Origin of the sequence: Paenibacillus rhizophilus (assembly GCF_003854965.1) — a bacterium.
GTDB lineage: Bacteria > Bacillota > Bacilli > Paenibacillales > Paenibacillaceae > Paenibacillus_AQ > Paenibacillus_AQ rhizophilus.
The window spans coordinates 242833-258416 of the sequence record NZ_RQPI01000005.1 but is presented as its reverse complement, the minus strand read 5'-3'; the positions used below and the strand labels follow the sequence as shown (position 1 = coordinate 258416).

Genomic DNA, 15584 nt, shown 5'->3' with positions numbered 1-15584 from the left:
GAAAAGGAGGCAGGTCGATGAGAAGAAGACCGCAGCTTTATGTTGTCATCTGCTGGGTAGCAGGAAACGCGGCGGCAAGCATGCTGCCCGCAGGAAGGCTTTTTATGGCTTGGGCCGGGGTGTCGCTGCTGCTGGCGGCGGCCATAATATCCGGCCGATGGAGCCGGAAGCAACTGATCATGCTGTGGATGACTGTTGCCTTGGGCGGATTGTACTGGGAATGGAATGACCACCGAAATGCAAGCATCCTCCCAGAGGCGCTTGGAATGTCTTCTGTTCAGATGGAAGAACTGGCCGTTTACGCGGAGGGGACGATTGTTTCAACCGTGGAACGGGACGGCGATCGGGTCGATTTTACAGTTAAACTTGATGGAATCCGATCATCTGGCGTACAGGACGGTTCTCTGTCCGATAGTGGAGAGGAGAAGTCAGCGCCGCCGCTGAGCCCGGACGGAACAAGCGGCCTAGTCGAAGAAGGCGCCAAACCGGCCCATGGGGAAAAAATCGCCGTACAGCTGAAGCTCCAAGCCGAGCAGGAAATCGCCGTCGCGGCCTCCTGGAGAAGAGGAGACCGTGTAGCAATGGAGGGGACGCTATCGTCTCCTTCCGGCGCACGGAATTTCGGAGGCTTCGATTACCGCGGGTATTTGCGGAACCGGCATATTCATTGGCTGTTGAAAATTTCCGGGACCGGGCAAATCGATGTCTCGCCTCCCGGTTCGTGGAGTTTTCGGACGGTTCTACGCTGGAACGATGAGATTAGAGCGCAGCTGGGCGCTGAATTGGAATCCCTGTTCCGCAAGAAAGACGCAGGCTATTTGAAGGGGCTCATCATCGGGATGCAGGATGAGCTCGATCCGGAGACGTACCGTGAGTTTTCCAGGCTCGGGCTAACGCATATTCTCGCCATTTCCGGAATGCATGTCGCGGTGTACGCGGGCTTCCTGCTGTTTGTTCTGTCACGGCTGAGGTTCACCAGAGAGACGACGCTGACCGTTACGCTGCTGCTGGTTCCGGCATATGTGATTCTTTCCGGCGCGGGCCCGTCCGTTGTCCGGGCGGGGATGATGAGCATGATTGCATTGTATGCGGCGCGCATGGGTGTGCTGAAGGACGGCATGCATATTTTAGCCGCATCCGCGCTGCTGATGCTTGTATGGGAGCCGTATTTTTTGCTGAACGTCAGCTTTCAGCTGTCTTTTCTCGTCACGGCCGGACTTATGGTCTATGTTCCGCTTGCCACGCCGCTGGTTACTTTTCTGCCCCGCAGGCTCGGAAGCGCGGTGGCCGTCACGCTGGTTGCGCAGCTTGTTTCCTTTCCGCTGACCATTTACTATTTTAACCAGTTTGCGTTGCTGTCTTTTGCGGCTAATCTGGCGCTGGTTCCCTTTATCACCTTTGCTGTACTTCCCGCAGGGACGGCCGCGCTGCTGCTCGGCAAGATATGGCCGTCCTGTGCCAAGGCTCTGGCCCATGCCGTTGAAATGATGAATGACGCGACGTTTAATGCCGTTGAATGGACCGGACGCTATGCGGGAATAACGATTTGGCGCTCGCCATCTCTTTTATGGATCGCTCTGTATTATGCGCTGCTGTACGTTCTGCTGCGGGTTATAAAGCATTACGCGGAAATGCGGAATGCGCCGCTGTATGCGGAAGACGAGACAAGGCCGCTTGAAGGTCTGCACCCGCATTCCAAGACGCGGCATTACGGCACTGCGCATCCTGGCAGTGTACAGCCGCCCAGAACGACGATTCGCTGGCGTCTCACCGCCGTGGCACTTACTATGAGCTTCGCATTATTGCTGTATACGGGGTACCGCCCGGAGAAACTGTCAGCCGAGGGCTCCGTCAGGTTTCTGGATGTGGGACAGGGTGATAGCATACTGGTTACCACGCCGGAAGGCGCCCACATTCTCGTTGACGGCGGCGGAACGGTGAGTTACGGCAGCAAGGAGGAGTGGCGCATTCGCCGCAGTCCTTATGAGGTCGGCGCCAAGACGCTGGTTCCCCTGCTCAAAAAGCGCGGCATCCACCGGCTCGATGCGGTGATTTTGACACATGCGGATCAGGACCACGCTGGCGGCCTTCAGGCCGTTCTGGAAGAGATTCCGGTCTCGGCGCTGCTGTTCAACGGAACGTTGGCGGAGCGGGAGGAATATATCAAGCTGATGAAGACGGCGGTGGAGCGAGGCGTTAAGCTGTACGGCGTTCATCGGGGGATGACTCTGTCACCGGACGACTCGACGAAACTGTCCTTCATGTGGCCGGAGCCGCTGAACCCGGGGGAAAAAGAAATTCCGGTTCTGGAGGAACAGAATCTGGCTTCGGTCGTCTTTCGCCTCGACATGAGCGGAAGAAGCTTTTTATTTACGGGGGATATTGATACGGAGAGTGAGGGCCGCATGATAACGGCTATCCGGGCATCGGGAGACACTGCCTCCCCCGTCGATGTGCTGAAAGCCGCCCATCATGGCAGCAAATCCTCGAACGGCGCAGCATGGCTGGAGTACTGGAAGCCTTCCGCCGCCGTAGTCTCCGCCGGTGTCAATAATCTGTACGGCCATCCAAGCAAAGAGACGCTGGAACGTTTCAGAGACGCGGGCATTGTTGCATACAGAACCGACCGGCAGGGGGAGATCCAAATGCGGGTCTATCACGGGGATATTGAGGTAAGGCATATGCTCGAAGCGGGGGGAGGAAAATCCCCCGCTCCTTAGAGTGGATCGCCGCATTTCCCGCTATATTCCCGCATACCCGCCGGATGATTAACCTTCCCGGCGGATCGCCCCATTCCCGCCGCCTCGCTTGTAAAAAACCTTCAGCAGGATGCGGCATGGCTGCGGCTTTCCTCCAGCAGCTTCGCGTAATATCCGCCCCGCTTCAAGAGTTCCGCGCTGTCTCCCGATTCGGCGATCCTGCCGTTCTTCATCGCAATGATGATGTCGGCGCCTGCGATCGTCGACAGGCGGTGGGCGATTATCAGCGTGGTGCGCCCGCGCGCAAGGTTGTCGACCGCCTGCTGGATCAGCTTCTCCGTATGCGTGTCGATATTGGCGGTCGCTTCGTCCAGCACGAAGATCGCGGGATCATGCGCAAGCGCCCTGGCAAAGGAGATCAGCTGCCGCTGGCCGGAGGACAGACTGCCCCCCCGTTCCGTGACGGGCTCGTTCATGCCGGCAGGAAGATCTTGGATAAACGTCTCGGCGCATGACGCCCGCAGAGCGTCCCGTACGGCTTCATCTGCGATGTCGTCGCCAAGCGTAACATTGTCGCGGATGTTGCCCGAGAACAGAAACACGTCCTGGAGTACGACCGATACGTTCCGCCGAAGGTCGGTCAGCCGGATATTGTTGACGTTGATGCCGTCGATCAGAATCTCGCCTTTCTGCACACGGTAGAAGCCGTTAATGAGACTGATGATCGTCGTTTTGCCTGCACCGGTCTCGCCGATAAAGGCGGCGGTCTGGCCTTTTTTGATAACAAAGCTTACGTCCTTCAGCACCCAGTCGGCATCGTTATATGCAAACCATACATGCTTGAATTCGATGGCTCCGTCCAGCCTCTCTACAGGGAGTCCCTCCTCAGGAGCTTCTAGCCGGTCCTGTTCCCGGAACAGCTCGCAAATCCGTTCCGTGGAGACAAGCGCCGACTGGATCGAAGTATATTTGTCAGCAAGATCGGAGATCGGCGCGAAAAACTGCTTAATGTACGTAGTGAACGCATATAGGACGCCGATTTGCAGCGAGCCGCCGAAGATTTTGCCCGCTCCGTACCAGACCAGTATGGCGATGGAAAGGTTTTGAAACAGATCGGAGGCGGGCTTCAAGATGCTGTTCAGCCGCACTTGGGTCAGTGTGGTTGCGAAATATTGACCGTTCAGTTCGAGAAATTGCGCTTCCTTCTCTCGTTCCGCGCGAAAAATCTGGATTACCCGCATTCCGGAGATGCTCTCCGCGATAAAGCCGTTGATTCTGCCGATGAAATGCTTCATATGAAAGAAGTTCCTTTGAATCCGGTTTTTGATATAGACGACCAGGAAGATGATAACCGGAATAACGATGAAAGAAACGAGTGTTAGCTCCAGGCTGAGCGAAAGCATAACGTACACGATTCCCCCAAGGAGCAGTACATCCTTGATCAGCATAACGACAACGTCGGTGTACAGATCGCTGATTTCTGATGTATCGTTGGTCGCCCGCGTAATGAGCCTGCCGGGCAGTGTCCGGTCCAGATAGGAAAGAGGGAGCAGCTGAATAATCGAGAGCACCTTGACCCTCAGGTTATGAATCAGACCCTGTCCCGCTCTGGCGACGAGCAGCGACTGAATGTATGAGAAGACACCGCCTGCCGCCGAAACGGTAAGATACAGCAGCGCCATACCCCCGATGGAATCAAGGCCGCGGGGAGCGGCATGCCCGATCAGGAAGTGGTCGATTACCCGCTGAAGAATCAGCGGTTGAACGAGGTAAGCTGCGTTTACAATGACCACACAGAGACAAGCAATTGTGAGCGGCGCGGCATACGGCGCGGACAGCCGGAGCAGTTCTTTTACCGGACCGGACGTCGTCTTCTTCTCAAGCCTGGGGTTGGCCGTCTTCCTGTTGAGCCGTGTAGAGATCATAATACATTCCTCCCTTCTTCAGGAGCTTTTCATGTGTCCCGCGTTCGCGAATGAAGCCTTTATCCAGGACAATAATTTCGTCCGCTTCCATCAAGGCGGAAATCCGGTGCGAGATGATAATATTGGTTTTGCCTTTGCGCGCCCGGCGCAGGCTTTCCAGTATACGCCCTTCCGTGACGGTGTCGACCGCCGAAAGCGCATCGTCCAGAATGAGGACGGCAGGATTCCTGATCAGAGCGCGGGCGATGGCCATCCGCTGTTTTTGGCCGCCCGAAAGATTGACCCCGCGGTCTCCAAGAAGGGTATCGTAACCGTCCGGGAAACGGGAGATGCTGTCCGCGATAAGACTGAGCCGGGAAGCCGCCTCAACCTCTTCATCGCCGTAAGTGTCCTTGAAAAATACGATATTGTCTTTGACTGAGGAAGCAAATACAAAAGTATCCTGCGGCACAAAAGCATAGCTTTCCCGCAAATACGTAAGCGAATAATCGCCGATATCGCGGCCATCCAGCAGGATTTGCCCCGGCTCCGTATTGTACAGCCGCAGCAGCAGAGCGGCCAGCGTGCTTTTGCCGGCGCCGGTAGGTCCGATGATGCCCAGCGTACGTCCTTTGGAAAGCCGCAGCGAGACATCCGAAAGCGCGGGAACGCGGGCGCCGTCATGATAGAAGGTTAAATGGCGCAGTTCGATCTCGCCTTCCGGGCGAAGCCGCAGAGCGTGCGGGGAATCGGTGACGTCCGGCTGGACGCTCATAATGTCATACAGCCTCCCGAGGGAAGCCATGCCGCGCTGGAAAATGGTGACGACTCTTCCTATGGACACGATGGGGCTGACGATCAGGCTTAAATATCCGTTAAACGCCACGAAATCTCCGACGCTTATGTCTCCCCGCATCACCATGCGGCTTCCGTAGAACAGATTGATCACGAAGCAAACCGCAAATCCGAATTCGATCAATGGGGGAAGCGCGGCGGATACCTTGATAAGATTTACATTCGACTGGGCCATGCCGCTGCTTAACGCGCCGAACTTTTCTATTTCGGAACGCTCCTGGGCATACGCTTTGATCACCCGGATACCGGAAATATTCTCCTGAACTTTGTCGGATACGAGCCCGAACTGATCCTGAACGATTCGGAACCGGCTCTGGATCTTGCGGCCAATGTAGAGCATCAGAGCGATGATGAACGGCAGGGGCGCGAGCGTCAGAAGAGCAAGCCGGGCATCCACGGCGGCAAACATAAAATAAATGGAGGAAATGCAAATCACGATACCGTTAAAGGACATCGCCGTGGCCGGTCCGAACGTCATGCGAACGGCGGAAATGTCGTTGATGGCATGGGCGATCAGATCGCCCGTTTTGCGCTTTCCATAAAACGCGGGAGACAGGGTCAATAAATGACGGAACAGCTCTTCCCGAATATAGCATTCCAAATTTCGCCCATTCGCGATAATCATATTCCGCCACAAAAAGGTGAAAACGAAGACGGCGAAGGCGATCAGCACCATCCACAGCACATTCATCAGCACCGGGTGAAGCGCAAAGCCCCTCTCCTTCATCAGGTCAACGGAGCTGCCGAGCACTTTGGGAAAAAGCGTCTGGATAAACGAAGCGGCGAACATAAATGCAAAGCCGGCGGCGTAACTGAATTTGCGGCTCTTGAAGAACCGCAGCAGAAAAAAAGCCTTCATAATCATCCCACCTTATGCCAAGTCAAATGCGCCGGACCGATTCCCTTTCCACGAGAGTGCTCAGTACCGCGATGTTTTCGGCGGGTTTGCCGGGTTCGGCAATCCGTTTGAGCAGAGTGGATACAACCACCCGGCAAGAGTACTCGATATTTAAATCCATCGTGGTTAGAGGAGGCTGCGCTAGAGCGGAGACTTCCGTATTGCCGCTGCTGAGAATCGAGACATCGTCCGGTACTTTTATATCATGCTGATGAAGCGCACGGATGAATTCGATAGCGGTGAAATCATGATCGCAAATAAAGGCGGTCGGCAGCCGTTTGTCCGCGACCAGATTTCGCAATTTCGCAGAGCAGTCCTCATCCGATTCCCAAAAAAGAGCTTCGTCGACAGGCAGCCCGTTCTCTTCGAGCGCGAAGGCAATACCGTTTTGTTTCTCCTTATTCCGGTAAACTTTCCGGTTGCCGACAAAGCCGATCCGGGTGTGGCCCCTGTCGATTAAATACTGGCACTGCTTGTAACCGGCATTGATGAAGCTGAACCACACACTGTCGTAGTCGTAAGCCGGCGAGTAACCGGTAAGAAAAATCAAATTCGGTATCTTTTCGTTGATCAATGCGGCATAGTCCAGGTTGAACCTGCCGATCAAAATGACGCCGTCGAAGACGAAGCCCTTGCTGAGCCGGTAGGGAAGGATCATTCGGTTCTGGGTTTCCTTATCCAGAAATTCTATGCTGTAGTCGGCGTCTTCCTTTTGCAGCGCCTTCTCGATCCCCTGCATCATGTGGCTGAAATTGCTGTTATCTTCGCGGTAAGGCGTTTGATGAAGTACGAGAATGCGTGCGGACACATTCCTCTTTGATTTGACATAGCCCATTTCCGCCGCTTTTTGGACGACCTTCCGTTTCAATTCGTCGCTGATGCCAGTCTGGTCCGACAAGGCTCGGCTGATCGATACCGGCGAGAGGCCCATAGCTTCGGCAATATCGGTAATCGTTACTTTTTTATTTTTCAATCCAATCCCCCGCTTCGTGCGCTGTATCCTGGTGCATAATCTGTGTGCAGCTACTATAATAACACTTTTTATGGAATTTTGACGAAAAAAATAACGAAAAACAAATGTATTTTTTGCGTAAATTAAGTATATGAAAAAAAGAAAGATATCGTAGCGCACCCACGTTCATCTTGTGAATGAGGCATCGCGTTCATGAAGATCCTTTTGTAGTAAATTTACTAAAAAAAAGCTATACTTTTGATAAAGGTTTGTTATTTAAGTCGATGTATGGAGCGGAACAAGATGAAAAAGTTTACAATCGAAGATGTGGCGCAGAAGGCGGGCGTGTCGAAAAGCACGGTCTCGCAGTTCTTGAACAAACGCTATAAGTATATGAGCGAGGCGACGAGGAAGCGGATCTCCGAGGTGATCGACGAACTGAATTATCAGCCGAACGGCCTGGCCCGGGGGCTCAAACGGAACCGGACGAACACGGTCGGCGTCGTCGTGGGGGATATCAATTATTCACTGTCCATTCAGTGCATCCATGCCATTGAGAACGAGCTTCAGCTCAGCGGAAATCAAGTGATTATATGCAACGCGGACGAGAATCCGGATAAGGAGACCAAATACATCGAAACACTGATGGCCCGGCAGGTGGACGGCCTGATCGTTTTTCCCACAGGGGACAATCCGTCTCTTTATCAACGCCTGCTTGACGAACGGTATCCGCTGGTGTTCCTGGACCGGGTTATGGAGGGAATCGCGACACAGAGCCTGCTGCTGGACAATGAGATGGCGGTCAAGACGGCCTTTAAAGAATTTATCCGGTACGGTCATGAGCGGATCGCCCTTTTGACGCTGCCCGTCGGACGCTATGCGATTACGCCGCGTAAGGAACGGGTCAGCGGTTACCGGAAGGCGGTCGAGGAAGCGGGGCAGGAATGGCGGGAGGAGTATGTGTGCAGCGCCCACAGGGAAGGAATGTCCGAAGCGCTTGAGCGTCTGCTGTCTCTGCCGCAGCCTCCGACCGCCCTGCTGGCGGCCAACGATATCGCGCTTGCCGAAATGCTGAAGTATGCGAATAAACATGCCTTGTCCATTCCGCGGGACTTATCGGTCATCGGCATCGACGACGCGGAATTTGCAACGATCTACAACCCAGCGATTACGACGATCCGCCAGCCCGCGTATGAAATGGGGATGCAAGCCGCCAAAATCATCCTCGCCGGCATAGAAGACACTGGCTCTTCCGTGCCGATAACCTACCGTTTTACCCCGGCCCTTCAGCAGGGGCATTCGGTTCAATCCGCGCCAAAATCTTAATAAAACGGTTTATATAAAAAAGCCAAGGACATCGTCCGTTCTTACGGAGAGATGTCCTTGTGTTCAAATTAAAGCATTCAGGTCCAATCATTCGGTTGGAGCGTTCAAATTGAAGCGTTCAGGTCATACCGCGCCCGCATTCATGAACTGTTCTAGACGCTCCCGGGTCGGGAGCCCATCCATATCACCCGGCGACATGACCGCCAAAGCACCGATGGCATTGCCCCGTTTCACCGCTTCCGGCACGGTGAGTTTCTCCACCAGCGCGCTGATCACACCGACGGCAAAGCCGTCGCCCGCGCCCACCGTGTCAACGACCTGATCGACCTTGAATCCCGGCACAAAGCCTTCCGAATCGGAGGATTTGTAGTACGCGCCTTCCGGTCCCAGCTTGATGACAACCAGAGAGACGCCCAGATTCAGATAGTAGGACGCGATTTCCTCCGGTGATGTAAGTCCGGTCAGAATCCGGCCTTCGCCGAGGCCCGGGAGGAACCAGTCGCATCGGGCGGCCAGATCGTTGATCGTGTCCACCATTGTCTTGGTATCACACCAAAGAGACGGGCGCAGGTTGGGATCGAGCGATACGGTTTTGCCGCTGCGCTTCATGAATTCCATGGCGTGTATCGAGAACTCGTGGCATTCCCGGGAGAGTGCCGAGGAAATGCTGGTAACGTGCAGATGTCCCGCCGAAGCGAAGTAGGTCTCGTCAAAATCGGCAAGTCCCAGTGTGGAAGCCGCCGAGCGTTTGCGGTAATACTCCACCTTGGGGTCGCCGGTGGTTACCTTCGATTTGATTAATATTCCGGTCGGGTTTTCGCTTGAGTAAGTGACGCTGGAGGTATCAATGCCTTCTTTGTTTAGCGCTTTCATAATGAATGTTCCGAAGCTGTCCTCTCCAAGCTTGGTTACATAACCGACCTTATGCTCCAGCCGCGACAAGCCGGCAGCCACATTGCTCTCCGCTCCGGCCATAGCTTTGGAGAAAGACATCGCTTCGTCCAGTGGTCCGGTCTCATTGGCGTAGAACATTGCCATCGGTTCTCCGAAAGTCACTGCGTCCAATCGTTTATTCATTGCGGGCACCTCCTAGGGTATAGGGAATCATCCTGGATTTGTTATGCTTTGTTTTGAAGGTATCACATAAATCGGTTTTGTACAATGACAAGAACTTTGGATTCGCTGAATCATTCGAAGAAACGATGATAATAGTCAAACAAATCTTTATATATCAACGATTTTTCCCTGATTTAAATACTTTCTACTGGAGCGGTTTAAAAAGAAATTGACTCCTTATGTAATTGTTATAACTATTTTATTTGTCTATTTCATTAATATATTACTAAATTCAGATAAAATATTTTATCTGAATTATAAACTTTTTCTCTAATGCGAGAGAAAGTATACGATTGAAAAAGCTTTTAATTAATTCAACAAAAATCCAAAAATGAAATGAAAAGGAAATCATCCGTTTTAGGCGAATTGATATGTTAATTTGGAACACTACTGGCAAGACCCTCGATGGAATCCTTTTTTTATTCAACCTGCTCTTCTTTTTTGGCAAAGTGTGATTACAGAGTACACGAGTGATACCTACACAGAATTATATAGGCAGGACTTAAAAAAATATTTTCAGTCTTTCAATACCAAAGACTTATGATAGCGAAACCCGTCATCCGTGCGGACAATGCCGATGATGCTTTCCGCATGTCGGAAGCGTGCAAACTCCGTTAAATAATTCCGGTTTCGATCGGGCCACTTTCCTTGGGAGGCGGCTTTTTGACGTGCGCTTATCCGAATCTTTCCACAAGGGGCAAACGCGCAGCTCAAAAGCGGCGCATTATGTCATTTTTGTAATAAAATTGGGTTGCGGAACGTTTGATTGCCTTAAGGATTCCTTGTATGCTTAGAAAAGTGTGCGCCTTGAAAACAGGCTCTTAATTGAAACGCTTACTATTCCAATGCCGCAGTTATCAAAATCTGGTATTCCAAAATGTTGTTACAGATTGCAACAATTAAGCGATCTTGCGCGTCAGTAAGATTGCATAGAGAGGGGGAACCTTCGTGGTGGAGCAGGGACTCATCAGAGCCGCTCAATCGGGCGATCGCGACGCTCTAATCACCCTATTGCGAGAAATTGAAGGCCAGGTGTACAAGACGGCCTTTTACATTTTGCATAATGAACAGGATGCGCTGGACGCCTCGCAGGAGGCATTGATCCGGGTATACACCAAAATCGGCTCCTATGAGGAGAAGGCCCAGTTCAAAACATGGGTTCAGCGGATCGTGACCAATATATGCATTGATAAATTCAGAAAGACAAAACCGACGGTTTCCATTGACGAGCATGAACTGGTATTCAAAGACAAGCAAAATGTCGAACGGGAAGTGCTGTCCTCCTATTTGGCGGAGGATATCCGGGAAGCGATCGACCAGCTGCCCGAGCATCACCGTACGGTTATCGTGTTGCGCTATCTGCAGGATTTTTCTTACAACGAGATTGCGGACTGCCTGAATCTGCCGCTGAATACGGTGAAATCTTATCTGTTCAGGGCGAGGCAGCAGCTGCAAAACAGACTTCAGGAGTATCAGAAAGGTGGTGTATCGGGATGAACTGCGCGGAGGTGATTGAATGGATGCACCGTTATTTAGATCATGATTTAAGCCGGGATGAGAGTCTTGAAATGTTCCGTCATATCGACAATTGCCCTTCCTGCGCGGAATTGTTCGAACGGTTGAACGCGCTCTCTAGAGAACTGGAGCAGCTCCCCGACGTAAGCCCGCCTTTCAGTCTGGTGGATTCGATTCAACCAAAGCTTGAGGCCATCGACCGGGAGGCTGACGTTATGGCAGCCCTGCCCGCAGAAGAACAGCAGGTGCAGCCGATGAGCCGTAAGGCGTCACGGGCCAAGAACCGGAATTCCTCCCTGGCGTCCCGTTTCGGAATAGGCGCAGCCGCTGCGGCGGTGGTGCTCGGCATCGCGCTTTTCAATATGCCGGAGAAGCTGCCGGGCGCACAGGTGGACGATATTATGAACAGCAGTGCGGAGCAAAAGCGGAGCAATGATTCGGCTGCGGACATCGGCGGAGCAAATGCCGGTACGGGATCAACTTTTGGCGCTGAAGCCGGAGCCTCGTCGGGAGGAGAAGCGAACAGCACGCCAGTCGATACCGGAATGTCGACCATGGATGCACCGGGAAGTTCTTCGCCGACTGACGGCGGGCAATCTGCACAGGGCGGCGGCTCTGCGCCGGACACAGCCGCTCCAACCGAACGAACGCCGGACGGCCGGGCAAGCGCGCCTGCGAAGAGTGTGTCGCCAAATAAGAATCGCAGTGGGATTTCCAAGAAAATGGCATCTCCTGAACCATCCGCCAAGACGCCTGCATCGCAGGAAGCAGGTCCGACCGATAAGGCCGATAGTCCAAGCGATCCGGCAATGTCGCTGCAAGCGCCTGCCTATAAAGGCGGAGATATGGGGATTATGCGCATAGCTCCTATGGAGACTCCGCCCGGTTCCCCGTCCTGGACGTCACCCAACGGTCTGTATACCGCGGTGATCGACGGGCAGAAACTGGTTATTTACCGCGCCGCAGGTGATGGTTCAGAAGGAAGACAGGCTGTTGATACGATTCCCTTTGAAGGAACATGGGTATCGGGAGAATGGACGGCGGACAGCCGGCAGTTTTCTTATATAACGGCAGTGGAAGGGAAAGAGCAGCACAGCGCTTATACCGTACATCAGGAGACTCCGGACCCGTCTGCCACCCCGTCGGTTTCGGCAGCGCCGGCATCTCCGTCTCCATCGCCGTCTTCATCGCCGGGAGCTTCAACAAAATAGTGAAAAGTTGGCACGTTTTGCGGAGTTGCCGAATACAATGAAGTATGAGGACAGGAATTGTCATGGAGCGGCAGTTCCCCGCAGAAGACATCGGTATGACCGGCGGCAAGGAAGTTTCTAGGGCTTCCCGTCCCGCCGTTTATATAGATGAGCCGCGTAAGGGCGGAGAGGCTTTGGCATGGGTGCCGGGGCTTCTCCGCTTTTGCTTTTTTAAAGGATTCCGTAATGTCAGTGATATATTCCTTCAGTTTGACATGCTGCCGGATTGGTGATCTGTATGGCAAAGGGCTGTCCCAGAAATTCACCTTCTGGTGCAGCCCTTTTCTTAGTGACATATGGCCTTACAATAAAGATTCTGGATTAGTCTGTATCTGTATTCTCTAGGTTTTGCTGTTGCTCCTTTGCCGTTGCGCTTTCCAATTCGTTTGTTTCGAGTTGGCTGCGATAGAGTTCAAACGGTTGTTTCAACTGTTCGGGAACTTCTGTTTTTCCGGTTATTTCCTTGTAATGAGAGACAGCCTCGGCAACAAGTTTAGGTTCTATATCAAAGAGGGGCAGCAGTTTGTCCCAATACTTTTGTTCGTTCTGAATATTCAATGCCTCAATCAATCTTTTGGCGGCATCTACATATTCTTTCAGATCAATGAGAATCAATGATAACTCCCAATAAATGTCTTCGTCGTTAGGGTCTGCATCTATAGCAAGGTTGTAATCGGCAATTGCTTTTCGGAATAAAGCTAATTTCTTCTCTTTATTACCTTTCATCTTTCCTAGATCACTAAAGCATTTTGCCCTATTGGTATAGATGTAACTTTCAACAGCAACTGATTCTTGAATTTTTATTTTGATCACTTCAGTCAGAGAAACAATTCCCTTTTCTGAATAATTTTCCACTTGTTTTAGATTCTTAGGTATTCCTTGATTATAGTAAGAGGCCAAAAAGCTGCAAGTCATTCCAAGGTTACTGTAGTAAACATTAATATCTTCTTCTTTATCAGGGGTACTTACAGCCTTTTCAAACATTTCTATTGCTTTTTCCAGTTTGAAGCCATCATTTTGTTCCTCGAAATGATTTTGCACTAAACAATAACCAAAATAATTGTAGAGATAAGAGGAGACAAACTCGTTTTTAGCCTGTTCCAAGGCCTGTTCCATAAAAACCAAAGCTCGTCCATAATTTTCTAGTTGGCTGTAAGCCACTCCTACCTGAAGCAGCCATTCGCTATCAGCGATTGAGGAATTCAGCAATATGTCCTCTTTTTCGGATAAACTATCGAAATCTGAATTCTTGTCGTTTATCAAATTAATGATTTCATAGGTAATCGTCAGCAATTGTTCCTCATTTTCAATTTCTGGGATCAAATTGACCATTCCATCTTCGGATATTATGGCTATCACGCACTTCTTGGCACCGTCGTCTTTAAGTTTTTGAAGATAGCGGTGGGCGGAGTTGAACCGGGCGCCTCGGCTGGCATCGCCGATGTCCACTTTGGCAATGCCGTCCAGAATGACTCCGATGGCATGGCAATGACCGCTGGTATCGAAGTAGATGGCCCCGTCAATGGAGGTCAGAAATTGAATGTGCTCTGGGTTGATCGGGTTGGGATCAATCAGTGTGGACTGCTTCTGCAAAATTTCCAGTTCATTTCTTGCCGTTTCCGGTTCGGCAATGACGACCATGGTTCCATGCTTCTGCTCACGGGCTTTGCGGACAATGAGATCAAGGACCTTGCTCTTAAGTTTGACAGTTTCATTCATTTCTTTATTCCAAAATACATTTTGCAAAAGATTGACAAACCTCTCCGAACTGTAGCCTTCTTCACCCAATCTCGGCGTTTTGGATGTTACGGACAGGAGAGTGTGCTCCATAAGGGCAAGATCGTAGCTGTAAAATTTCCGCTCGTCCTCCACCATCAAGGCTCCGCTCTTGGACCGCTCCTCGTCTGTGCGAATCAACGACAGTCTGAACTTGGACAGTCCGCGAAAGTCCAGACGAAGAACAAGCGCATCTCTTTGGAAATTCCAGTTTGCTTCTCCAAGGCCGTAAATATGGCTGTGATCGGCAATGAGATAAAGATCCCTGTCTCCATTTGTCAGCTCCAGCAGCTTGCGGATGCGTCTGGAATCCTCAAGCGAAATGCGGCCGCTTTCCTTGAACCGGATGCTGAAACGAATAAAACGGGAATGAAGAATTGTTGAACTGTGCATGAACAGTATAGAACCGAATGGGTTGGCGTTCTCATATGTCAAACCGGAGATGTCGTCCATATATTCCAGTAGATTATTGATGTAGTAAGTGTGGCTGAAAGGTTGGCCGTTTTCATAATCGGTTGATTCGCTTCCCTCGGCTTCAAGTAGACGTTGCTGCATTTTCCCAAAGAACAGCCGGGCAATTCTTCTATTGAACAATACCGGATTCTCATTATATTTGCTGTTCAAACCACTGTCGGGGTCTGTACCGGTTCTCAAGAGGACGTCAACGGCGAAATAGTCTTGGCAGAAATAGTCCAAAGTCATGCGCAGATAGGAATAGTCGGGGTTCTCATAGAACAAGCTGCGGGACACGGGATCCACATTCCATATTTCCAGAATGTATGATATCTCAGTGGATTTACCATTGGAATTGAGGCTTAGATGGTTGGAGTACAAAATGCAGTTCTCCCGATTAGTTAAAGTCGCGGGTACTACATCCCCGTCCATATTCGTTCCTGAATCTTTTTTTTCTTTAATGCCCCTAAAAGCAAAATGAGGTCTTTGTTCAAAGTAATCCTTTAATCCGTCCGGACTGGAAATATGCTCGGTGGCAAGCGGTGCAATTTGCAGTTCCTCGCAGACATCTTCCAAGCTGGGGAAGTTATGCTGGATTATCGAGTACCTGTTTTTGTCATCGTTTAGCGAGACCGTTTTCTTGACGCGGATCCGCGTGGCGATGCCTCCATTTCCGTCATGCACAAGGGTGAACAGCTTCAGGTGAATGCGCTTATTGAGCTTTTTCAGGCATTTTTCCAGGTCGGTATAAAATATTTCGTTTATCTTCTCTAATATTTTCTGGTCAATACTCAATAAAATCTCCTCAATTTCCAGGTAATAGTAGGCTGCATATTTTGA

General features: G+C 51.4%; 10 protein-coding genes. 5 read left to right on the top strand and 5 right to left on the bottom strand.

Annotated elements, in window-relative coordinates; genetic code table 11:
* Positions 1 to 17 precede the first annotated feature (17 nt).
* Positions 18 to 2720, top strand: a complete 2703-nt coding sequence (locus EH198_RS11950; protein ID WP_124695766.1) for a ComEC/Rec2 family competence protein — start codon at positions 18 to 20, stop codon at positions 2718 to 2720.
* A gap of 101 nt (positions 2721 to 2821) precedes the next feature.
* Here EH198_RS11950 and EH198_RS11945 read toward each other — a convergent pair whose 3' ends face one another.
* From EH198_RS11945 to EH198_RS11935, 3 genes are read right to left on the bottom strand one after another with little or no spacing between them, the layout of a single operon-like run.
* Entirely contained in the window at positions 2822 to 4624 is a 1803-nt protein-coding gene (locus tag EH198_RS11945) for an ABC transporter ATP-binding protein (protein WP_124695765.1), read from the bottom strand.
* On the bottom strand, positions 4578 to 6317 hold the full coding sequence (locus tag EH198_RS11940; protein WP_124695764.1) for an ABC transporter ATP-binding protein: 1740 nt from the start codon (positions 6315 to 6317) through the stop codon (positions 4578 to 4580). The genes EH198_RS11945 and EH198_RS11940 overlap by 47 nt, the downstream gene beginning before the upstream one ends.
* A 22-nt stretch (positions 6318 to 6339) precedes the next feature.
* Entirely contained in the window at positions 6340 to 7329 is a 990-nt protein-coding gene (locus EH198_RS11935; RefSeq protein WP_124695763.1) for a LacI family DNA-binding transcriptional regulator, read from the bottom strand.
* Positions 7330 to 7611: 282 nt separating this feature from the next.
* Between EH198_RS11935 and EH198_RS11930 the strand changes: the two genes are divergently transcribed.
* Positions 7612 to 8634: a LacI family DNA-binding transcriptional regulator gene (locus EH198_RS11930; RefSeq protein WP_124695762.1), complete on the top strand. Its 1023-nt coding sequence runs from the start codon at positions 7612 to 7614 to the stop codon at positions 8632 to 8634.
* Positions 8635 to 8757: 123 nt separating this feature from the next.
* Here EH198_RS11930 and EH198_RS11925 read toward each other — a convergent pair whose 3' ends face one another.
* Complete coding sequence (locus EH198_RS11925) at positions 8758 to 9711, bottom strand: sugar kinase (RefSeq protein ID WP_124695761.1); 954 nt, start codon at positions 9709 to 9711, stop codon at positions 8758 to 8760.
* A gap of 987 nt (positions 9712 to 10698) precedes the next feature.
* On the opposite strand from EH198_RS11925, the gene EH198_RS11920 reads away from it, so the two are divergent.
* The 3 genes from EH198_RS11920 to EH198_RS24360 are packed head-to-tail and all read left to right on the top strand — an operon-like array spanning position 10699 to position 12748.
* Positions 10699 to 11247: an RNA polymerase sigma factor gene (locus EH198_RS11920; protein ID WP_124695760.1), complete on the top strand. Its 549-nt coding sequence runs from the start codon at positions 10699 to 10701 to the stop codon at positions 11245 to 11247.
* The gene (locus EH198_RS11915; protein ID WP_124695759.1) at positions 11244 to 12476 is read left to right on the top strand and encodes an anti-sigma factor family protein; all 1233 of its coding nucleotides are present in this window, start codon (positions 11244 to 11246) and stop codon (positions 12474 to 12476) included. Before EH198_RS11920 ends, EH198_RS11915 begins: the two co-directional genes overlap by 4 nt.
* 44 nt (positions 12477 to 12520) lie before the next feature.
* A complete protein-coding gene (locus EH198_RS24360; RefSeq protein ID WP_148091500.1) occupies positions 12521 to 12748 on the top strand; it encodes a hypothetical protein in 228 nt (75 codons plus the stop codon).
* Between the two features lie 88 nt (positions 12749 to 12836).
* Here EH198_RS24360 and EH198_RS11910 read toward each other — a convergent pair whose 3' ends face one another.
* On the bottom strand, positions 12837 to 15539 hold the full coding sequence (locus tag EH198_RS11910; RefSeq protein WP_185702852.1) for a tetratricopeptide repeat protein: 2703 nt from the start codon (positions 15537 to 15539) through the stop codon (positions 12837 to 12839).
* Positions 15540 to 15584: the final 45 nt, after the last annotated feature.